The following is an 18,383-nucleotide window of genomic DNA, read 5'->3' on the forward strand; positions in this document are numbered from 1 at the left end:
ATACTCATTGGATTTGTCGAGCCCAGGCGCCGTACGCTTAGCGTTTGGTAGCTTTTTCGGCGGCTATGGCGCCGGGCGAAAGATTTCACAGCAAAAAGAGGAATGAGATGAGCGAGACACATCAGGATGACGCCGTGCAGAACGAAACCGCGCGCAGCGCGACGAACCCCCGCGCGCTGAGTCATTTCATCCACGGCCGCGCGATCGACGGCACCAGCAACCGTTTCGGTGACGTATTCGATCCGGCGCTCGGCAGCGTCAGCGCCCGTGTGCCGTTGGCGAGCGTCGCCGAAGTGGACGCCGCGGTCGCCGCCGCCAAAGCCGCTTTCCCCACATGGAGCGAGACCGCGCCGATCAAGCGGGCGCGCGTGCTCTTCAAGTTCAAGGAATTGCTCGACCGACATCACGACGAACTCGCGGAGCTAATCACCCGCGAGCACGGCAAGGTGTTTTCCGACGCGAAGGGCGAGGTGATGCGCGGCATCGAGGTCGTCGAGTTCGCGTGCGGCATTCCGAATCTGCTGAAGACCGATTTCACCGATCAGATCGGCGGCGGCATCGATAACTGGAATCTGCGCCAGCCGCTCGGCGTGGTGGCCGGGATCACACCGTTCAATTTCCCGATGATGGTGCCGTGCTGGATGTTCCCGGTCGCGATCGCATGCGGCAACACGTTCGTGCTGAAGCCGTCCGAGCGTGACCCGTCGGCGGCTAACCGGCTTGCCGAACTGCTGAAGGAAGCGGGTCTGCCGGACGGCGTGTTCAACGTCGTACACGGCGACAAGGTCGCGGTCGATGCGCTGCTCGCGCATCCGGACGTCAGCGCGCTATCGTTCGTCGGCTCCACGCCGATCGCCGAATACATCTACACGGAAGGCACGAAGCACGGCAAGCGGGTGCAGGCGCTGGGCGGCGCGAAGAATCACCTCGTCGTTATGCCCGACGCCGATCTGGACCAGGCCGTCGATGCATTGATCGGCGCTGCGTACGGCTCGGCCGGCGAACGCTGCATGGCGATTTCGGTCGCGGTCGCGGTCGGCCATGTCGCCGATGAGCTGGTCGAACGTCTGACTCCGCGCGTGAAGAGCCTGAAGATTATGAATGGCATGGAAGCGGCAGCCGAAATGGGACCGCTCGTAACAGGCGCGCATCGCGACAAGGTGGTCGGTTATATCGACGCGGGCGTCGCGGCGGGCGCGAAGCTTCTCGTCGACGGACGCGGTCATCAGGTGGCCGGCCACGAGAAAGGCTTTTTCCTCGGCGGCACGCTGTTCGATAACGTGTCGACCGATATGAAAATCTACCGGGAGGAGATTTTCGGGCCGGTGCTATGCGTGGTGCGCGTGCCCGACTTCGCGTCCGCGGTCGAACTGATCAACGCCAATCAGTTGGCGAACGGCGTATCGCTGTTCACGTCCGATGGCGGCATCGCGCGCGCGTTCTCGCGTCAGATCGAAATCGGCATGGTCGGCATCAATGTGCCGATTCCGGTGCCGATGGCATGGCATTCGTTTGGTGGTTGGAAGAAGTCGCTGTTCGGCGACCATCACGCGTACGGAGAGGAGGGCGTGCGCTTTTACACGCGCTACAAGAGCATCATGCAGCGCTGGCCCGACAGCATTGCGAAGGGCGCTGAATTTACGATGCCGGTCGCCAAGTAGTCGGGCGATTCGCGCGCTCAGGTGCGACATCACGCACCCGCGCAGATAACAAAAACTTCGTTGCCGCGCGCGCGTGGCGGTGCAATGCCGCCACGCGTGTGCCGGAAAAACGCTTAGGAGACGGATGATGAGTCACACGGAAACGACGCATGCGGCCGCGCGGCGGCTCGAAGGCGAATTCGACTACATCATTGTCGGCGCGGGCACTGCGGGTTGCTTGCTGGCGAACCGGCTCACCGAGGATCCGCAGATGCGCGTGCTGCTGCTCGAGGCGGGCGGCAAGGACGATTACCACTGGATCCACGTGCCAGTCGGCTACCTGTACTGCATCGGCAATCCGCGCACGGACTGGCTCTACAAAACGCAAGCCGAAGCGGGCCTCAACGGCCGCGCGTTGTCGTATCCGCGCGGTCGCGTGTTGGGCGGCAGCTCGTCGATCAACGGCATGATCTATATGCGCGGCCAGCGCGAGGACTACGACGAATGGGCGCGTGTGGCCAACGACACTGCATGGTCGTGGAACGCGGTGTTGCCGGTCTTCAAACGTAGCGAAGATCATCACGGCGGCGCCAACGAATCGCATGGCGCGGGTGGTCCGTGGCGCGTCGAAAAACAGCGCCTCAAATGGAAGATCCTGGAAGAGTTCGCGCAAGCCGCGCAGCAAAGCGGCATTCCCGCAACCGATGACTTCAATCGCGGCGACAACACGGGTGTCGGTTACTTCGACGTCAATCAGAAGCGCGGCATTCGCTGGAATGCATCGAAGGCGTTCCTGCGACCGGCGTTGCAGCGGCCGAATCTCACCATCATCACCGGCGCGCACACGCAGCGTGTGGTGTTCGAAGGCCGCCGTTGCACGGGTGTGGAATATCGTGGCGGCGACGTCGACTATGTCGCGAAGGCTCGCTGTGAAGTGATCCTGTCCGCGGGCGCGGTCAACTCCCCACAGTTGCTCGAATTGTCAGGCATCGGCAATGGCGCGCGTCTGCACAATCTCGGCATCGAGGTCGTCAACGATCTGCGCGGTGTCGGCGAGAATCTGCAAGACCATCTGCAACTGCGCATGGCTTATCAGGTGCAGGGCGTGCGCACGCTGAACACGATGAGCGCGCACTGGTGGGGCAAGCTGATGATCGGGCTGCAATACGCGTTGCTTCAGAGTGGCCCGATGGCGATGTCGCCGTCGCAACTCGGCGCATTCGCGAAGTCCGACCCGGACGACCGTTCGCTCACGCGACCGGATCTCGAGTATCACGTGCAGCCGCTGTCGCTCGATCGCTTCGGAGAACCGCTGCATCGTTTTAATGCTTTCACCGCGTCGGTCTGTCAGTTGCGTCCGACTTCGCGCGGCAGCATCCATATCGCTTCGGCCGATGCATCGGCGCCGCCGTTGATCGCACCGAACTATCTGTCGACCGAGTATGACCGCCACGTCGCCGCGAACGCGCTGCGTCTCACGCGCCGCATCGCCGCGGCGCCCGCGCTCGCGCGCTATCAGCCGCGGGAAATTCTGCCCGGCAGCCAGTATCAGAGCGAAGAGGAATTGCAGCAGGCCGCGGGCGCGGTCGGCACGACCATCTTCCATCCGGTCGGCACCTGCCGCATGGGCACGACCGACGATCCCGCCGCGGTAGTCGACAACCGACTCCGCGTTATCGGCGTCGAAGGGCTGCGCGTCGTCGATGCTTCGGTGATGCCGAACATCACGTCGGGCAACACCAACTCGCCGACGTTGATGATCGCCGAGCGCGCGAGCGACATGATCCGCGATGACCGGCGCGCGCGCGTGAGCGGCAGCGTGTCCGCGCAAGCCGGCACGGCTGCGTCGATGTCCGTTGCGTGACGATCGGCGTGGACCTCAGGCGCGCAACGCCGCGCGCGCGTCAGCACGCCACGCGGCGCATTGGCTGGGTTTGCCGCGGCGCGGTGTCGCGCACGGTGGGCACGCACGCCCCGGGCCTTATCCACTAAGTGCAAATCCCAATGAATGCGCTGCATCATTGGCGCGACAATGGCAGCCATGCTGCGGGCCGCGCCATGGATCACTGTCCGTTTTGGTGCAGCACGCCAACGAGCGGCAACGGGGCCGCCGTCATAAAAAGTCGCGCAGAGCTTCGCGCGACAAGATCGTAATGCTTGGCCTTACTCCGCACGGAAGGGAACATGATTCTCGGCGATACGATTCTCGAAACGCGCGGTCTCACCCGCGAGTTCAAAGGCTTTGTCGCCGTCAATGGTGTGAACCTGCGCGTGCGCCGTGGCTCGATCCATGCGTTGATCGGCCCAAACGGGGCAGGCAAGACCACCTGCTTCAATCTGCTCACCAAGTTTCTGGAGCCCACCGCCGGTCAGATCGTTTTCAACGGCGTCGATATCACCAACGAGCGTCCCGCGCAGATCGCGCGGCGCGGCATCATCCGTTCGTTCCAGATTTCCGCGGTGTTTCCGCATCTGAGCGCATTGCAGAACGTGCGTATCGGTTTGCAGCGCTCGCTCGGCACCGCGTTTCACTTCTGGAAGAGCGAGCGTACGCTGCGGCGTCTGGACGATCGCGCGATGGATCTGCTCACCCAGGTGGGTCTGTCCGATTTCGCCGACGTGCTGACGGTCGAACTCGCATACGGCCGCAAGCGCGCACTTGAAATCGCCACCACGCTCGCGATGGAGCCGGAGCTGATGCTGCTCGACGAACCCACCCAGGGGATGGGCCACGAAGATGTCGATCGCGTGACCGCGTTGATCAAAAAAGTATCGGCGGGACGCACGATCCTGATGGTTGAACACAATATGAACGTGATCGCCGGCATCTCCGACACGATCACCGTACTGCAACGGGGCGAAGTGCTGGCCGAAGGCAGCTACGCGGAAGTGTCGAAGAATCCGCTCGTGATGCAAGCCTATATGGGCAGCGCCGACGCGGCGCTGGCCGGAGCCCACGCATGAATACGACTGTCGAGCGCGAAGGCCTCGAAGCGAACCAAACGAAAACCGGCGCACCCGCGCTCGACATCGCGGGACTGCAAGCCTGGTATGGGGAATCCCACATCTTGCACGGCGTCGATCTGACGGTCGGCCGCGGCGAGGTCGTCACGCTGCTCGGGCGCAACGGCGCGGGGCGCACCACGACGCTGCGCGCGATCATGGGTCTGACGGGGCGGCGCACCGGCTCGATTCGCATCGGCGGACGCGAGACGATCGATCTGCCCACGCACCGGATCGCGCATTGCGGCATCGGCTATTGCCCGGAAGAGCGCGGCATTTTCTCGAGCCTGTCGTGCGAGGAAAATCTGCTGCTGCCGCCGCCTGTCGGCGACCATGCGCACATGATGTCGCTCGACGAAATCTACGCGATGTTCCCGAATCTGCACGAGCGGCGCATGAGCCAGGGCACGCGCCTGTCGGGCGGTGAACAGCAGATGCTCGCGGTCGCGCGGATTCTGCGTACCGGTGCGAATCTGCTGCTGCTCGACGAAATCTCGGAAGGCCTCGCGCCAGTGATCGTGCAGGCGCTTGCGCGCATGATCGTCACGTTGAAGGGACGTGGCTATACGATCGTGATGGTCGAACAGAACTTCCGCTTCGCCGCGCCGCTCGCCGATCGTTTCTATGTGATGGAACACGGCGCGATCGTCGAGCACTTCGAGGCAAACCAGCTCGAAGGCAAGATGCCGGTGCTGCACGATTTGCTGGGCGTATAAACACACCGTCGGACCTGTATGCGGAAGTACGCGCAGGCGCCCGATTGCCTCTGATAATCACAAGCGATGAACCACAGGAGACACCAATGAAAATGAACCCACTCGCGCGCTTCGCCTCCCTCTGTTTCGCGGTTGCCGCAGGCACCGCACTGACGCTAGGCGGCGCGAAAGCGGCCGACGATAGCGTGAAGATCGGCTTTATCACCGACATGTCGGGGTTGTACGCGGATATCGACGGGCAGGGCGGTCTTGAAGCGATCCGCATGGCGGTCGCGGATTTCGGCGGCAAGGTCAACGGCAAGCCGATTACCGTGTTGTACGCGGATCACCAGAACAAGGCGGACATCGCCGCGTCGCGTGCGCGCGAATGGTTCGACCGCGACGGCGTCGATATGCTGATCGGCGGCACGAACTCGGCGACCGGCCTGTCGATGAACACGGTCGCGGGCGAGAAGCACAAGGTGTACATCAACGTCGGCGCCGGCGCCGATACGCTGACCAACGAGCAATGCACGCCGTACACCGTCCACTATGCATACGACACGACCGCGCTCGCGAACGGCACCGGCTCGGCGGTGACGAAGCAGGGCGGCAAGACGTGGTACTTCCTGACGGCCGACTACGCATTCGGCAAGGCCCTCGAAAAAGCGACGTCCGACGTCGTCAAGGCGAATGGCGGCCAGGTGCTCGGCGCGGTGCGTCATCCGCTGTCGGCATCGGACTTCTCGTCGTTCCTGCTGCAGGCGCAGGCATCGAAGGCGCAAGTGCTCGGCCTCGCGAACGCGGGCGGCGATACGGTCAACGCGATCAAGGCTGCGAAGGAGTTCGGCATCACGAAGACGATGAAGCTCGCCGCGCTGCTGATGTTCATCGACGACGTGCACAGCCTGGGTCTCGAAACCACCCAAGGCCTCGTGCTGACCGACAGCTGGTACTGGAACAAGGACGCCAACACCCGCAAGTGGTCGCAGCGCTACTTCGACAAGATGAAGAAGATGCCGTCGAGCCTGCAAGCCGCGGATTACTCGGCGACGATGAATTATCTGAAGGCAGTGCAGGCGGTCGGCTCGACGGATCCGGACAAGGTGATGGCGCAGCTTCGCAAGACCAAGATCGACGACTTCTATGCGAAGGGCTATATCCGTCAGGACGGCAGCATGATCCACGACATGTACTTGATGCAGGTGAAGACGCCGGCCGAATCGAAGGAGCCGTGGGACTACTACAAGATCACGGCGACGATTCCTGGCGACCAGGCATTCACGACCAAGGCGCAGACTCGCTGCGCGTTGTGGAAGTAAGCGCGGACGTTGGAACGAGTGGTCGCGTATCGCGGCCATTCGAAACATTCGCCGGCGGTTTGCCAGTGCTGATCATCAGCCGCCGTGCATCGCGTTTATGTCGTGTCGTAACGTGATGCGCGGTGGCGGATGCAAGCAACTGCGGCGGCAATCGTTTTCATCTGTCGGGCACGGCTAACGGGTCGCACACGTGGCGCGCGAGTGACGCAGCGGGCCGCGTGTGCGTTGATCATATGTGACGACTGCCCGCCACGCGCCTGCCGGATCGCGCGTGACCGATCTATCTTGACGATGGCTTGAAGGGCTAAGGGCTTCAATGGACATCTTTGGCGTTCCGCTACCGGCGATGCTGAGCCAGCTTCTGCTCGGGCTCGTGAACGGCTCGTTCTACGCGATTCTGAGCCTGGGGCTGGCGGTGATTTTCGGCCTGCTCAACGTAATCAACTTTGCGCATGGCGCGCTTTTCATGCTCGGCGCGATGCTCGCGTGGATGGGGCTGTCGTATTTCAATCTGCCGTACTGGGTGATGCTCGTGGTCGCGCCGCTGGTCGTCGGGCTGGTCGGCATCGCGATCGAGCGCTCGATGCTGCGCTGGCTGTACAAGCTCGACCATCTGTATGGGCTGCTGCTCACGTTCGGCCTCACGCTCGTGATCGAAGGCGTATTCCATTCGATCTACGGCTCGTCGGGGCAGCCGTATGACGTGCCGTCGGCGCTCTCCGGCGCGACCAATCTCGGCTTCATGTTCCTGCCGAACTATCGCGCATGGGTGGTCGTCGCGTCGCTCGTGGTGTGCTTTGCGACGTGGTTCGTGATCGAGAAGACGCGGCTGGGCGCGTATCTGCGCGCGGGCACCGAAAACCCGAAGCTCGTCGAGGCGTTCGGCATCAACGTACCGTTGATGATCACGCTGACCTACGGCTTCGGCGTCGCGCTCGCGGCGTTTGCCGGCGTGCTGGCCGCGCCCGTCATCCAGGTGTCGCCGCTGATGGGGCAGCCGATGATCATCACCGTGTTCGCGGTGGTTGTGATCGGCGGCATGGGTTCGATCATGGGCTCGATCCTCACCGGTCTGATGCTCGGCGTGATCGAAGGGTTGACGCGCGTGTTCTACCCGGAGGGGTCGGCGACGGTCGTTTTCGTGATCATGGCGCTCGTGCTGCTCGTGCGTCCGGCGGGTCTTTTCGGCAGGGAAAAATGATGCAAAGAAACGTTCTCTACGGTCTGCTGCTGATCTTTCTGCTTGCGGTGCCGCTGCTTGGCATCTATCCACTCTTCGTGATGAAGGTGCTGTGCTTCGCGCTGTTCCCGGCCGCGTTCAATCTGCTGATCGGCTATACCGGACTGCTGTCCTTCGGCCATGCGATGTTTCTGGCATCGGCCGGCTACGTGACCGGCTACGCGATGCAAACGCTCGGCTTTTCGCCGGAGCTCGGCGTGCTGTGCGGCATCGCGGCGGCGACGCTGCTCGGTCTCGTCGCCGGCTTTTTCGCGATCCGCCGGCAGGGCATCTACTTTGCGATGGTGACGCTTGCGCTCGCGCAGATGGTCTATTTCGTGTTCCTGCAAGCGCCGTTCACGCACGGCGAGGACGGCCTGCAAGGCGTGCCGCGCGGCAAGCTGTTCGGGTTGCTCGATCTGTCGTCGGATATCGCGCTCTATTTCGTCGTGCTGGCGGTCATCGTCCTGGCCTTTTTGCTGATCGTGCGGATCGTGCATTCGCCGTTCGGACAGGTGCTGGTCGCGATCAAGGAGAACGAGCCGCGCGCTGTGTCGCTCGGCTATGACACCGATCGCTTCAAGCTGCTTGCGTTCATTCTGTCGGCCGGCATTGCGGGTCTGGCGGGTTCGCTGAAGGTGCTCGTGCAGGGCTTCGAAACATTGAGCGATGCATACTGGACTATGTCCGGTCTGGTGATTCTGATGACACTGGTGGGCGGTATGGGCACGTTGTTCGGCCCCTTGCTCGGGGCCGCGCTGATCGTCTCGCTCGAAGACCGGCTGGGCGATATCGGCGCCGCGCTGGCATCGGTCACGGGCATCGACTGGTTCCGCTCGCTCGGTGAATCGGTGACGATCGTCACCGGGCTGATTTTCATCGCCTGCGTGCTGGCGTTCCGGCGTGGCATCGTCGGCGAGATCGTGGCTCGCGTGCGGCCGCTGCGGGTGTAATCGTGTATCGGACGCCGTTCTTGCTGCGCTGCGAGATTGAATTTATTCGACGTCCCATCTAATTCGGCGCTGGCCTCCGGCCCGTCGATACAAGGCTCCGCGCGAACGGTTCGCACCGCGTAAAGCCACTGGGCACGCCGCGCCCCAATCAGGTGCCGCAATGCACCACTAGGGTTATTGCTAGTTGTTACCACCCAGGTCGTCGTTTAATCTTCATCCAGTTCTGATGCACCACGAATTTGCAGGTGGAGAACGAGGAGACAATTGAGGCACTCAGTGCCCAGACGAAAGCGCCGTTGGATTGACATCCAACGGCGCTTTTTATTTGCACTTTTCGAAAAACGTCGGCAAGTCTTTTTGCTAATCGGGCAGCTATTTTTTATTCGCCCGATACCGCTGCATTTACACGTCACTATCCTGCAAAACGCTTGCGACGCGGCGCGCGCGTCCGCTAAACTCGTCATTCAGCGACCGCTGGGTCGGCATTTGAATCCGCGGATTTAAATTCAATTGAATAACGGGGTTAATAGAGGAGCAGGATGAAGTCGGCATTGCGTTGGATTAGCGCGGCGTTGGTCGCCGCCGGGGTATCGGCTGCATGGAGCGGCCCGGTATTCGCGGACGTGAAAATTGGCATTACCGTGTCAGCAACCGGGCCGGCGGCATCGCTCGGTATCCCGGAAAAGAACACGATTGCGTTGCTGCCGAAGGAGATCGCGGGCCAGAAGGTCGACTACATCGTGCTCGACGACGCGACCGATTCCACGCAGGCGGTCAAGAACGCCCGCAAGCTCACCAGCGAAGATCGCGTCGATGCACTGATCGGTTCGACCGTCGTGCCAAACTCGCTCGCGATGATCGACGTCGCCGCCGAAACCGCCACGCCGATGATCTCGATGGCCGCGGCCGCGTCCATCGTCGAGCCGATGGACGCGAAGCGCGCGTGGGTCTTCAAGACGCCTCAGAACGACATCCTGATGGCCACCGCCATCGCGCAGCACATGGCGAATCACGGCGTGAAGACCGTGGCGTTCATCGGCTTTTCGGACGCATACGGCGAGAGCTGGTTCAAGGAGTTCAGCAAGGCCGCGGATCTCGCGAAGATCAAGGTCGTCGCAAACGAACGTTTCGCGCGCAACGACGCGTCGGTCACGGGCCAGGTACTCAAGATGTTGTCGCAAAACCCGGACGCGGTGCTGATCGCCGGCGCGGGCACACCGGCCGCGCTGCCCCAAAAGACGCTCAAGGAGCGCGGCTACAAGGGCAAGTACTATCAGACCCATGGCGTCGCGAACAACGACTTCCTGCGCGTGTGCGGCAAGGACTGCGACGGCACGTGGCTGCCGGCTGGCCCGCTGCTGGTCGCCGATCAGCTGCCCGATTCGAATCCCGTGAAGAAGACTTCGCTCGCGTACAAGCACGCGTATGAAGCGGCTTACGGCGCGGGTGCTGTATCGACGTTCGGCGGTCACGCGTGGGACGCGGGCCTGTTGCTGCAACATGCGATTCCGCTGGCGCTGAAGAAGGGCCAGCCGGGTACGCCGGCATTCCGCGAGGCACTGCGCGCCGCGCTCGAAGGCACGAAAGATCTGCCTGCGTCGCACGGCATCTTCAACATGAGCGCGAACGACCACGCTGGTCTCGATCAGCGGGCGCGCGTCATGGTGCAGATCGTCGATGGCAAGTGGAAGCTTGCCGACAACTGAGCAGGCGAAGCGCCACGGGATCTCATCGAAAAGACGCGTGCAGTTGACGCGTCTTTTTTGTTATCGGTGTCCTGAGAAAGTGTGGTTTCACGGCTTCAGGACAAACCCGCATTTGGCGCGCGCGTGCTTGACCGTCAATGATGCAAAACGCAAACTACTAATATGTTAGTAGTTTGTGGAGTTGATCAAAACAAAGCCGGGGCAAAGACACTCCGGCACTTCGCGGGATTGCGCGGCCAACCGCGCTAGTCCGCCGCCGTGACACGTAAGACGAGCGGTACCCGACAGAACGGGGCAGGTATTCGCGTCGAGCAGGGAAAACCATGCTTGGCACACACGTACCAAACCCGATAAGTGGATTCAAAGACCCGGCCCGAAGCCGGTTTACAGGTAGGCGCTTTTCAAGGCGTTTGGAGACTCGCAATGAAAATGACTAGGCAATGGGTACAGACCGGCATCGCGATGGCATTGATGTGCGGCGCCGGTGCGGCGTTCGCGCAGGTGAAAATCGGCGTGACGCTATCCACGACGGGGCCGGCCGCATCGCTGGGAATTCCTGAGAAGAATACGATCGCATTGCTGCCCAAGGAAATCGGCGGCAAGACGGTGCAGTACATCGTGCTCGACGATGGGTCGGACACGAGCAAAGCTGTGCAGAACACCCATAAGCTGATCGACGAAGATCACGTCGACGCGATTATCGGCTCCACCGTCACGCCGAATGCGCTGGCGATGCTCGACCCTGCCGCTGAAAGCAAGACACCGGTCATCTCGCTCGCGGCGTCGGCGGCGATCATCTCGCCGATGGACGCGAAGCGTGCATGGGCATTCAAACCGCCGCAGAACGACAGCCTGATGGCTGACGCGATCGCCGATTACATGGCGCGCCACGGCGTGAAGACGGTCGGCTTCATCGGCTTCTCGGATGCATACGGCGATAGCTGGAATACGACGTTCGCCGCATCGGCGAAGGCGCATAACCTGAAGGTCGTATCGAACGAGCGCTTTAACCGCACCGACGCATCGGTGACCGGCCAGGTGCTCAAGACGATGGCCGCGAGTCCGGACGCAGTGCTGATCGCTGGATCGGGCACGCCGTCGGCGTTGCCGGCCAAGACGCTGAAGGAGCGCGGCTACAAAGGCACCATCTATCAGACGCACGGCGTCGCCAATAACGACTTTCTGCGCGTGTGCGGCAAGGATTGCGACGGCGAATTGCTGCCGGCCGGCCCGATTCTGGTCGTCGATCAATTGCCGGATTCGAACCCGGTGAAGAAGTCGTCGGAAGCCTATAAGAACGCTTATGAGAAGGCGTATGGCGTAGGCTCGGTCGCAACCTTCGGTGGCCATGCATGGGATGCCGGCCAGATGCTGCAGGCCGCGATTCCGGTCGCGCTGAAGACCGCGCAACCGGGCACGCCCGAGTTCCGCGAAGCGCTGCGCAGCGCGCTCGAAAACCTCAAGGAGCTGCCGGTGTCGCACGGGATCATGAACACCACGCCGACCAACCACAATGGCCTCGACCAGCGCGCACGCGTGATCGTCGAGATCGTCGATGGCAAGTGGAAGCTGCAGAACGATTGAACACAACAGTCACTAACCAGCCATAAAAAGCGGTACGCGCCTCTCGCGCAATCATGCGGTGCATGACGCCGCATTGCCATTGTGTTCGATGACAATGGCATCGACCGCCGCGCCGGACACGGCGCGGCGGTTGCCTTTTCAGACATTGCAGGCTGCTGGGCGGCTACAGCCGCGCCGTCGCGGCCGTTTGCCGGATTTTCGATTTCGACGCTTCAGGACGAGGAAGTATGGATCTATCAATTGCGGCGATCCTCGCGCAGGACGGCATCACCACCGGCGCGATCTACGCGCTGCTCGCGCTTGCGCTGGTGCTGGTGTTCTCCGTGACACGGGTGATCTTCATCCCGCAGGGGGAGTTCGTTTCGTACGGCGCATTGACGCTTGCCGCACTGCAGACGCAGAAGTTTCCTGCCACCTGCTGGCTGCTGATTGCAATGGGCGCGGCTTGCTTCGTCGTCGAGACCGCCGCGGTGTTGCGGCATCCGGAGCGGCGCCGTTACGCGGTGCGCACGCTGCCTGTGCTGGCGGGCAAGTATCTGCTGTTTCCGATTGCCGTGTACGCGCTGACGCGCGGCATCTTCATGCAGCCGCTGCCGATGATCGTGCAGATCGCGCTGACCCTGTTGATCGTGATTCCGATGGGCCCGTTTGTTTACCGGCTCGCGTATGAGCCGATCGCGGAAGCCACCACGCTGCTGCTGCTGATCGTCGCGGTAGCCGTTCATTTCGCGATGGTCGGCTTGGGGCTCGTGATGTTCGGCGCGGAAGGGTCGCGCACCACCGCGTTCTCGGACGCAACGTTCAACGTCGGCAGTCTGTCGATCTCCGGGCAGAGCTTGTGGGTGATCGGCACCGCAGTCGTACTGATTGGTGCGCTGTATCTGTACTTCGATCGCTCGATCTCGGGCAAGGCATTGCGCGCGACGTCGGTGAACCGGCTCGGCGCGCGCCTTGTCGGCATCGGGACTACGCAGGCGGGGCGCCTCGCGTTCACGCTCGCCGCGGGGCTCGGCGCGCTGTGCGGCATCCTCGTCGCGCCACTCACCACCATCTACTACGACTCGGGCTTTCTGATCGGTTTGAAGGGCTTCGTCGGCGCAATCATCGGTGGTCTGGTCAGCTATCCGCTCGCGGCGGCCGGCTCAATTCTGGTCGGTCTGCTGGAATCGTATTCGTCGTTCTGGGCCAGCGCTTATAAGGAAGTGATCGTGTTCACGCTGATCATCCCGGTGCTGCTGTGGCGCAGTCTTGCGAGCCCGCATGCCGAAGAGGAAGAGGAGTGACGCGATGAAACGGATCATGCAAAAGAAGTTTTTCTGGTTGTTCCTCGTGGTGCTATTCGCGTTGCCGGTGCTGCCGCATCCGGTTCGGCTGCCCGAATATTGGGTCACACTGCTCAACTACATCGGCCTGTATTCGATCGTCGCAATCGGGCTGGTGCTGTTGACCGGCATTGGCGGGATGACGAGCTTCGGCCAGGCGGCGTTTGTCGGCATCGGCGCTTATGCGACCGCGTATCTGACGACGAGCTACGGCGTGTCGCCGTGGCTCGCGCTGATTGCGGGCGTCATCGTGACCGCGTTGATCGCGCTGATGCTGGGTCTCGTGACGATGCGTCTGTCCGGCCACTTCCTGCCGCTTGGAACGATCGCATGGGGACTCGCGCTGTTCTACCTGTTCGGCAATCTGGACATGCTTGGCAAGTACGACGGGATCAACGGTATTCCGGTTCTGAATGTTTTCGGGATCAATCTCGAGTCGGGGCGGCATATCTATTACCTGATCTGGGTCGTCGTGCTGGGGGCGGTCGTCTCTGTTCAGAATCTGCTTAATAGCCGGCCGGGCCGGGCGATTCGTGCATTGCGCGGCGGCGGCCTGATGGCCGAAGCGATGGGCGTCAATACCGGCTGGATGCGCGTCGTGATCTTCGTCTACGCAGCGGTGCTCGCGTCGGTGTCGGGCTTTCTCTATGCGCACCTGCAACGGGCGGTGAATCCGACGCCGTTCGGCCTGAATCACGGCATCGAGTTTCTGTTTATGGCGGTTGTGGGCGGTGTGTCGCATGTGTGGGGCGCGGTGCTCGGCGCGGCGATCCTGACCGTGCTGCAGGACTATTTGCAGACGCTGCTGCCGAAGCTGCTCGGCGAGAATGGCAACTTCGAAGTGATCGTTTTCGGCATTCTGATGGTGCTGCTGCTGCAATACGCGCGGCAGGGCGTCTGGCCGTTCGTCGCGCGCTTTTTCCCGCGCGGTCCCCGCGCACATCTCGCGGATCATGCGGAGCCTCTGCCGCAGCGCAGCAAGCCGCAGGCTGGCGAAGATCTGCTGACGGTGAACAAGGCGCGCAAGCAATTCGGCGGTCTCGTCGCGGTCAACGACGTCAGCTTCGCGGTCAAGGCGGGGCAGATCATCGGACTAATCGGTCCGAACGGGGCCGGCAAGTCGACGACGTTCAATCTCGTGACCGGCGTCCTGCAACCGACGAGCGGCGAAATCACTTTCCGCGGCGAGCGTATCGACGCGCTGAGTTCACGTGAAATCGTCAAGCGCGGCATTGGCCGCACGTTCCAGCACGTGAAGCTGTTGCCGGGCATGACGGTGCTCGAGAACGTGGCGATCGGCGCGCATCTGCGCGGCCGCGCGGGCGTATGGCGCAGCGTCGCGCGTCTGAATGGCGCCGAGGAGGCGCGGCTGATGGCAGAGGCCGCACGGCAGATCCGCCGCGTCGGGCTTGAGCAGCATATGTACGACGAGGCGGGCAGCCTTGCACTCGGGCAACAACGGATTCTCGAAATCGCGCGCGCGCTGTGCTGCGATCCCACTCTCCTTTTGCTCGACGAGCCGGCGGCCGGTCTTCGGTATCAGGAAAAGCTGCAACTCGCAGATCTGCTGCGTCGCCTGAAGGCGGAAGGGATGAGTATCCTGCTGGTCGAGCACGATATGGATTTCGTGATGAACCTGACGGATCGGCTGGTGGTGATGGAGTTCGGCACGCGGATCGCCGAAGGCCTGCCGCAGGAAGTGCAGCAAGATCCGGCGGTGCTGGAAGCGTACCTGGGCGGGGTGGAGTGATGGAAAACGTGAACACGACTGGCAGACGGGCGGCGGCGCCGATTCTCGAGGTGGATCACCTGTCGGTCCGCTACGGCAAGGTCGAGGCGCTGCACAGCGCAGCAATCAAGGTGCGGCCCGGGCAGATCGTTTCAGTGATCGGCCCGAACGGCGCCGGCAAATCGACGCTACTGAACGCGATCATGGGCGCGTTGCCGACCACCGGCCATGCGAAGGGCGTAATCCGCTATCAAGGCGACGAGATGAGCGCGGTGCCGGTCGAAAAGCGGGTCGGCCTGGGCATGTGCCTAGTGCCGGAGACGCGCGAGCTGTTCGCATCGATGACGGTCGAAGACAATCTGGTGCTCGGCGCTTACCGGCGCAAACGGGCCGGGCAGCGTAACTTTCTTGACCAACTGGAGCCGGTGTTTGGGCTGTTTCCGCGGCTCAAGGAGCGCCGGAAGCAAGCGGCGGGTACGCTGTCCGGTGGGGAGCGGCAGATGTTGGCGGTCGGTCGCGCGTTGATGGGCAAGCCTGATCTTCTGATGCTCGATGAACCGAGCCTTGGCCTCGCACCGCTGATCGTCAAGGAAATTTTGCATATCATCGGCGCCCTGCGGCAGACCGGTGTGGCGACGTTGCTGATCGAGCAAAACGCACGCGCCGCGCTGCAGATCTCTGATTATGGGTACGTGCTCGAAACCGGCGAACTGGCGCTCGAAGGCCCAGCAGCCGATCTCGCGCAGAATCCACGTGTGATCGAGACGTATCTTGGTTTGGCGAGGAGAGCGGCCTGCTAGGCGATCAGCCCGGCACTTTAATTCGGTCTGTGGGCTCTCCCAAACGGTGTGTTTCACGTGAAACACACCGTTTTTTACCGTTTGGCTATTCGGACGAAATTCGGGCCGAAACCGAACCCGCTATAATCCGCGCATACATTTCTTTTGAAGGCTCACGCGACGATCTGCCGTGAGATCTCCCGATGCTTTTTCCCTCAGAGTTTGACGTAATCGTCGTCGGCGGTGGTCACGCCGGCACCGAAGCCGCATTGGCGTCGGCGCGCATGGGTAATAAAACGCTGCTGTTGACCCATAACATCGAAACCCTCGGCCAGATGAGTTGCAATCCGTCGATCGGCGGGATCGGCAAAGGCCATCTGGTCAAGGAGGTCGACGCGCTGGGCGGCGCTATGGCGGCCGCAACCGACGAAAGCGGCATCCAGTTCCGTATCCTCAATTCGTCGAAAGGGCCGGCGGTCCGGGCGACGCGCGCCCAAGCCGATCGCGTGCTGTACAAAGCGGCGATCCGGCACCGGCTCGAGAATCAACCGAATCTGTGGCTGTTCCAGCAAGCCGTCGACGATCTGATGGTCGAGGGCGACCGGGTGGTCGGCGCGGTCACGCAGGTGGGAATCCGCTTCCGCTCGCGCGCGGTGGTGCTGACGGCCGGTACGTTCCTGGACGGCAAGATTCACGTCGGGTTGAACAACTACACCGGCGGTCGCGCAGGCGATCCTGCTGCGGTGTCGCTATCGGCGCGTCTAAAGGAATTAAAGCTTCCGCAAGGCCGCCTCAAGACCGGCACGCCGCCGCGTATCGACGGCCGCACGATCGATTATTCGCAACTCGAAGAGCAGCCGGGCGACCTCGATCCGGTGCCCGTGTTCTCGTTTCTCGGGCGCGTCGAGCAGCATCCGCGCCAAGTCCCGTGCTGGGTGACGCATACCAATCAGCGTACCCACGACATCATCAGGGGTGGCCTCGACCGTTCGCCGATGTACACCGGCGTAATCGAAGGGGTCGGGCCGCGCTACTGCCCGTCGATCGAGGACAAGATTCATCGCTTTGCATCGAAAGAATCGCATCAGATCTATCTCGAACCGGAAGGGCTGACCACCAACGAGTTTTATCCCAACGGGATTTCGACGAGCTTGCCGTTCGACGTGCAGTTGGAGCTCGTGCGCTCGATGCGCGGTCTGGAGCACGCGCACATTCTGCGACCGGGCTATGCGATCGAGTACGATTATTTCGATCCGCGTGGGCTAAAGGCATCCCTCGAAACGAAGGTAATCAGCGGACTGTTCTTCGCCGGGCAGATCAACGGCACGACCGGGTACGAAGAGGCGGCGGCGCAAGGCATTCTGGCTGGCATCAATGCGGGTCTGTTCGTGCAGGGCAAGGACGCCTGGTGCCCGCGCCGGGATCAGGCTTACCTAGGCGTGCTGGTCGATGATCTGGTGACCCGCGGCGTGTCTGAGCCATATCGCATGTTCACGAGTCGCGCCGAGTATCGGCTGAGTCTGCGCGAAGACAACGCCGATATGCGCTTGACGGAAATCGGCCGGGAGCTGGGTGTCGTAGACGACGCCCGCTGGGGTGAATTCAGCCGCAAGCGCGACGCTGTTTCACGTGAAACAGTGCGTCTGCGCTCGACGTGGGTCAATCCCAAGACGCTACCTGCCGATGAGGCGACCGCATTGCTCGGAAAGCAGATCGATCACGAATACAGCCTCGCGGATCTGTTGCGCCGGCCGGGAGTCAGCTACGACGGCGTGAGCGGGTTGCATGCCGGCTCTTGCGGTGCACCGGAAGCGCTGGCGGAAGACCCGGTGTTGCTCGCGCAGATCAAGGAACAGATCGAGATCGGCATCAAATATCAGGGCTACATCGATCGTCAGGCCGGTGAAATTGAACGCAACGAGGCTCACGAGAACACGCGCCTGCCGGAAGGACTCGACTACACGGAAGTCCGCGGACTGTCGTTCGAGGCTCGGCAAAAGCTGATGCAGTTCCGGCCCGAGACGATCGGCCAAGCTTCGCGCATCTCCGGCATCACGCCAGCGGCGATCTCGTTGCTGATGGTTCACCTGAAGCGCGGCTTGGGCCGCCGTCCGCCGAAATCCGCGGAAGCGGGCGCCGACAGCACGCCGGTGAACCAATGACGGCAGGGCAGAGGGGAGCCGACCTGCCAACATTGGCGCCGATGCTAGCAGACGGCGTTCGCGAACTCGGTCTCGAACTGAACGACGCTCAGCAACGCAAACTGCTCGACTATCTGGCGCTGCTGGCCAAGTGGAACGCCGTCTACAACCTGACGGCAATCCGCGATCCTCGGCAGATGCTGATCCAGCACATTCTCGATTCGCTTTCGATCGTGCCGCATCTCGGACCGGTTCGGCCTTCGTCGGTACTCGACGTCGGTTCGGGTGGT

The 18,383-nt window shown here is 62.2% G+C and carries 14 protein-coding genes; all 14 read left to right on the plus strand.

What is annotated here, in order from left to right:
• The first annotated feature begins 107 nt into the window (after positions 1–107).
• Positions 108–1,661: a CoA-acylating methylmalonate-semialdehyde dehydrogenase gene (locus tag VGH68_RS19690; RefSeq protein WP_331605359.1), complete on the plus strand. Its 1,554-nt coding sequence runs from the start codon at positions 108–110 to the stop codon at positions 1,659–1,661.
• A 127-nt stretch (positions 1,662–1,788) separates the two neighbouring features.
• Positions 1,789–3,504 carry a GMC family oxidoreductase gene (locus VGH68_RS19695; RefSeq protein WP_331605360.1) on the plus strand — a complete coding sequence of 572 codons (1,716 nt, stop codon included), beginning with the start codon at positions 1,789–1,791 and terminating at the stop codon, positions 3,502–3,504.
• 320 nt (positions 3,505–3,824) lie between these two features.
• A complete protein-coding gene (locus VGH68_RS19700) occupies positions 3,825–4,604 on the plus strand; it encodes an ABC transporter ATP-binding protein (RefSeq protein WP_331605361.1) in 780 nt (259 codons plus the stop codon).
• Positions 4,601–5,359 carry an ABC transporter ATP-binding protein gene (locus VGH68_RS19705; RefSeq protein WP_331605362.1) on the plus strand — a complete coding sequence of 253 codons (759 nt, stop codon included), beginning with the start codon at positions 4,601–4,603 and terminating at the stop codon, positions 5,357–5,359. Before VGH68_RS19700 ends, VGH68_RS19705 begins: the two co-directional genes overlap by 4 nt.
• 86 nt (positions 5,360–5,445) lie before the next feature.
• Complete coding sequence (locus VGH68_RS19710; RefSeq protein WP_331605363.1) at positions 5,446–6,660, plus strand: ABC transporter substrate-binding protein; 1,215 nt, start codon at positions 5,446–5,448, stop codon at positions 6,658–6,660.
• A 316-nt stretch (positions 6,661–6,976) separates the two neighbouring features.
• On the plus strand, positions 6,977–7,861 hold the full coding sequence (locus tag VGH68_RS19715) for a branched-chain amino acid ABC transporter permease (protein WP_331605364.1): 885 nt from the start codon (positions 6,977–6,979) through the stop codon (positions 7,859–7,861).
• Positions 7,861–8,832 carry a branched-chain amino acid ABC transporter permease gene (locus VGH68_RS19720; RefSeq protein ID WP_331605365.1) on the plus strand — a complete coding sequence of 324 codons (972 nt, stop codon included), beginning with the start codon at positions 7,861–7,863 and terminating at the stop codon, positions 8,830–8,832. The genes VGH68_RS19715 and VGH68_RS19720 overlap by 1 nt, the downstream gene beginning before the upstream one ends.
• Before the next feature lie 539 nt (positions 8,833–9,371).
• A complete protein-coding gene (locus VGH68_RS19725; RefSeq protein ID WP_331605366.1) occupies positions 9,372–10,538 on the plus strand; it encodes an ABC transporter substrate-binding protein in 1,167 nt (388 codons plus the stop codon).
• A gap of 423 nt (positions 10,539–10,961) precedes the next feature.
• Positions 10,962–12,122: an ABC transporter substrate-binding protein gene (locus tag VGH68_RS19730; RefSeq protein ID WP_331605367.1), complete on the plus strand. Its 1,161-nt coding sequence runs from the start codon at positions 10,962–10,964 to the stop codon at positions 12,120–12,122.
• A gap of 227 nt (positions 12,123–12,349) precedes the next feature.
• The gene (locus VGH68_RS19735; RefSeq protein ID WP_331605368.1) at positions 12,350–13,405 is read left to right on the plus strand and encodes a branched-chain amino acid ABC transporter permease; all 1,056 of its coding nucleotides are present in this window, start codon (positions 12,350–12,352) and stop codon (positions 13,403–13,405) included.
• Positions 13,406–13,409: 4 nt separating this feature from the next.
• Positions 13,410–15,194: a branched-chain amino acid ABC transporter ATP-binding protein/permease gene (locus tag VGH68_RS19740; RefSeq protein ID WP_331605370.1), complete on the plus strand. Its 1,785-nt coding sequence runs from the start codon at positions 13,410–13,412 to the stop codon at positions 15,192–15,194.
• Positions 15,194–15,973: an ABC transporter ATP-binding protein gene (locus tag VGH68_RS19745; RefSeq protein ID WP_331605371.1), complete on the plus strand. Its 780-nt coding sequence runs from the start codon at positions 15,194–15,196 to the stop codon at positions 15,971–15,973. Before VGH68_RS19740 ends, VGH68_RS19745 begins: the two co-directional genes overlap by 1 nt.
• A 182-nt stretch (positions 15,974–16,155) precedes the next feature.
• On the plus strand, positions 16,156–18,114 hold the full coding sequence (gene mnmG, locus VGH68_RS19750; RefSeq protein WP_331605372.1) for a tRNA uridine-5-carboxymethylaminomethyl(34) synthesis enzyme MnmG: 1,959 nt from the start codon (positions 16,156–16,158) through the stop codon (positions 18,112–18,114).
• Positions 18,111–18,383 (plus strand): 16S rRNA (guanine(527)-N(7))-methyltransferase RsmG (locus VGH68_RS19755; protein ID WP_331605373.1); only part of this gene is annotated, 273 nt, incomplete at its 3' end. The genes mnmG and VGH68_RS19755, both read left to right, overlap by 4 nt.

The organism is Paraburkholderia sp., from assembly GCF_036488505.1.
GTDB lineage: Bacteria > Pseudomonadota > Gammaproteobacteria > Burkholderiales > Burkholderiaceae > Paraburkholderia.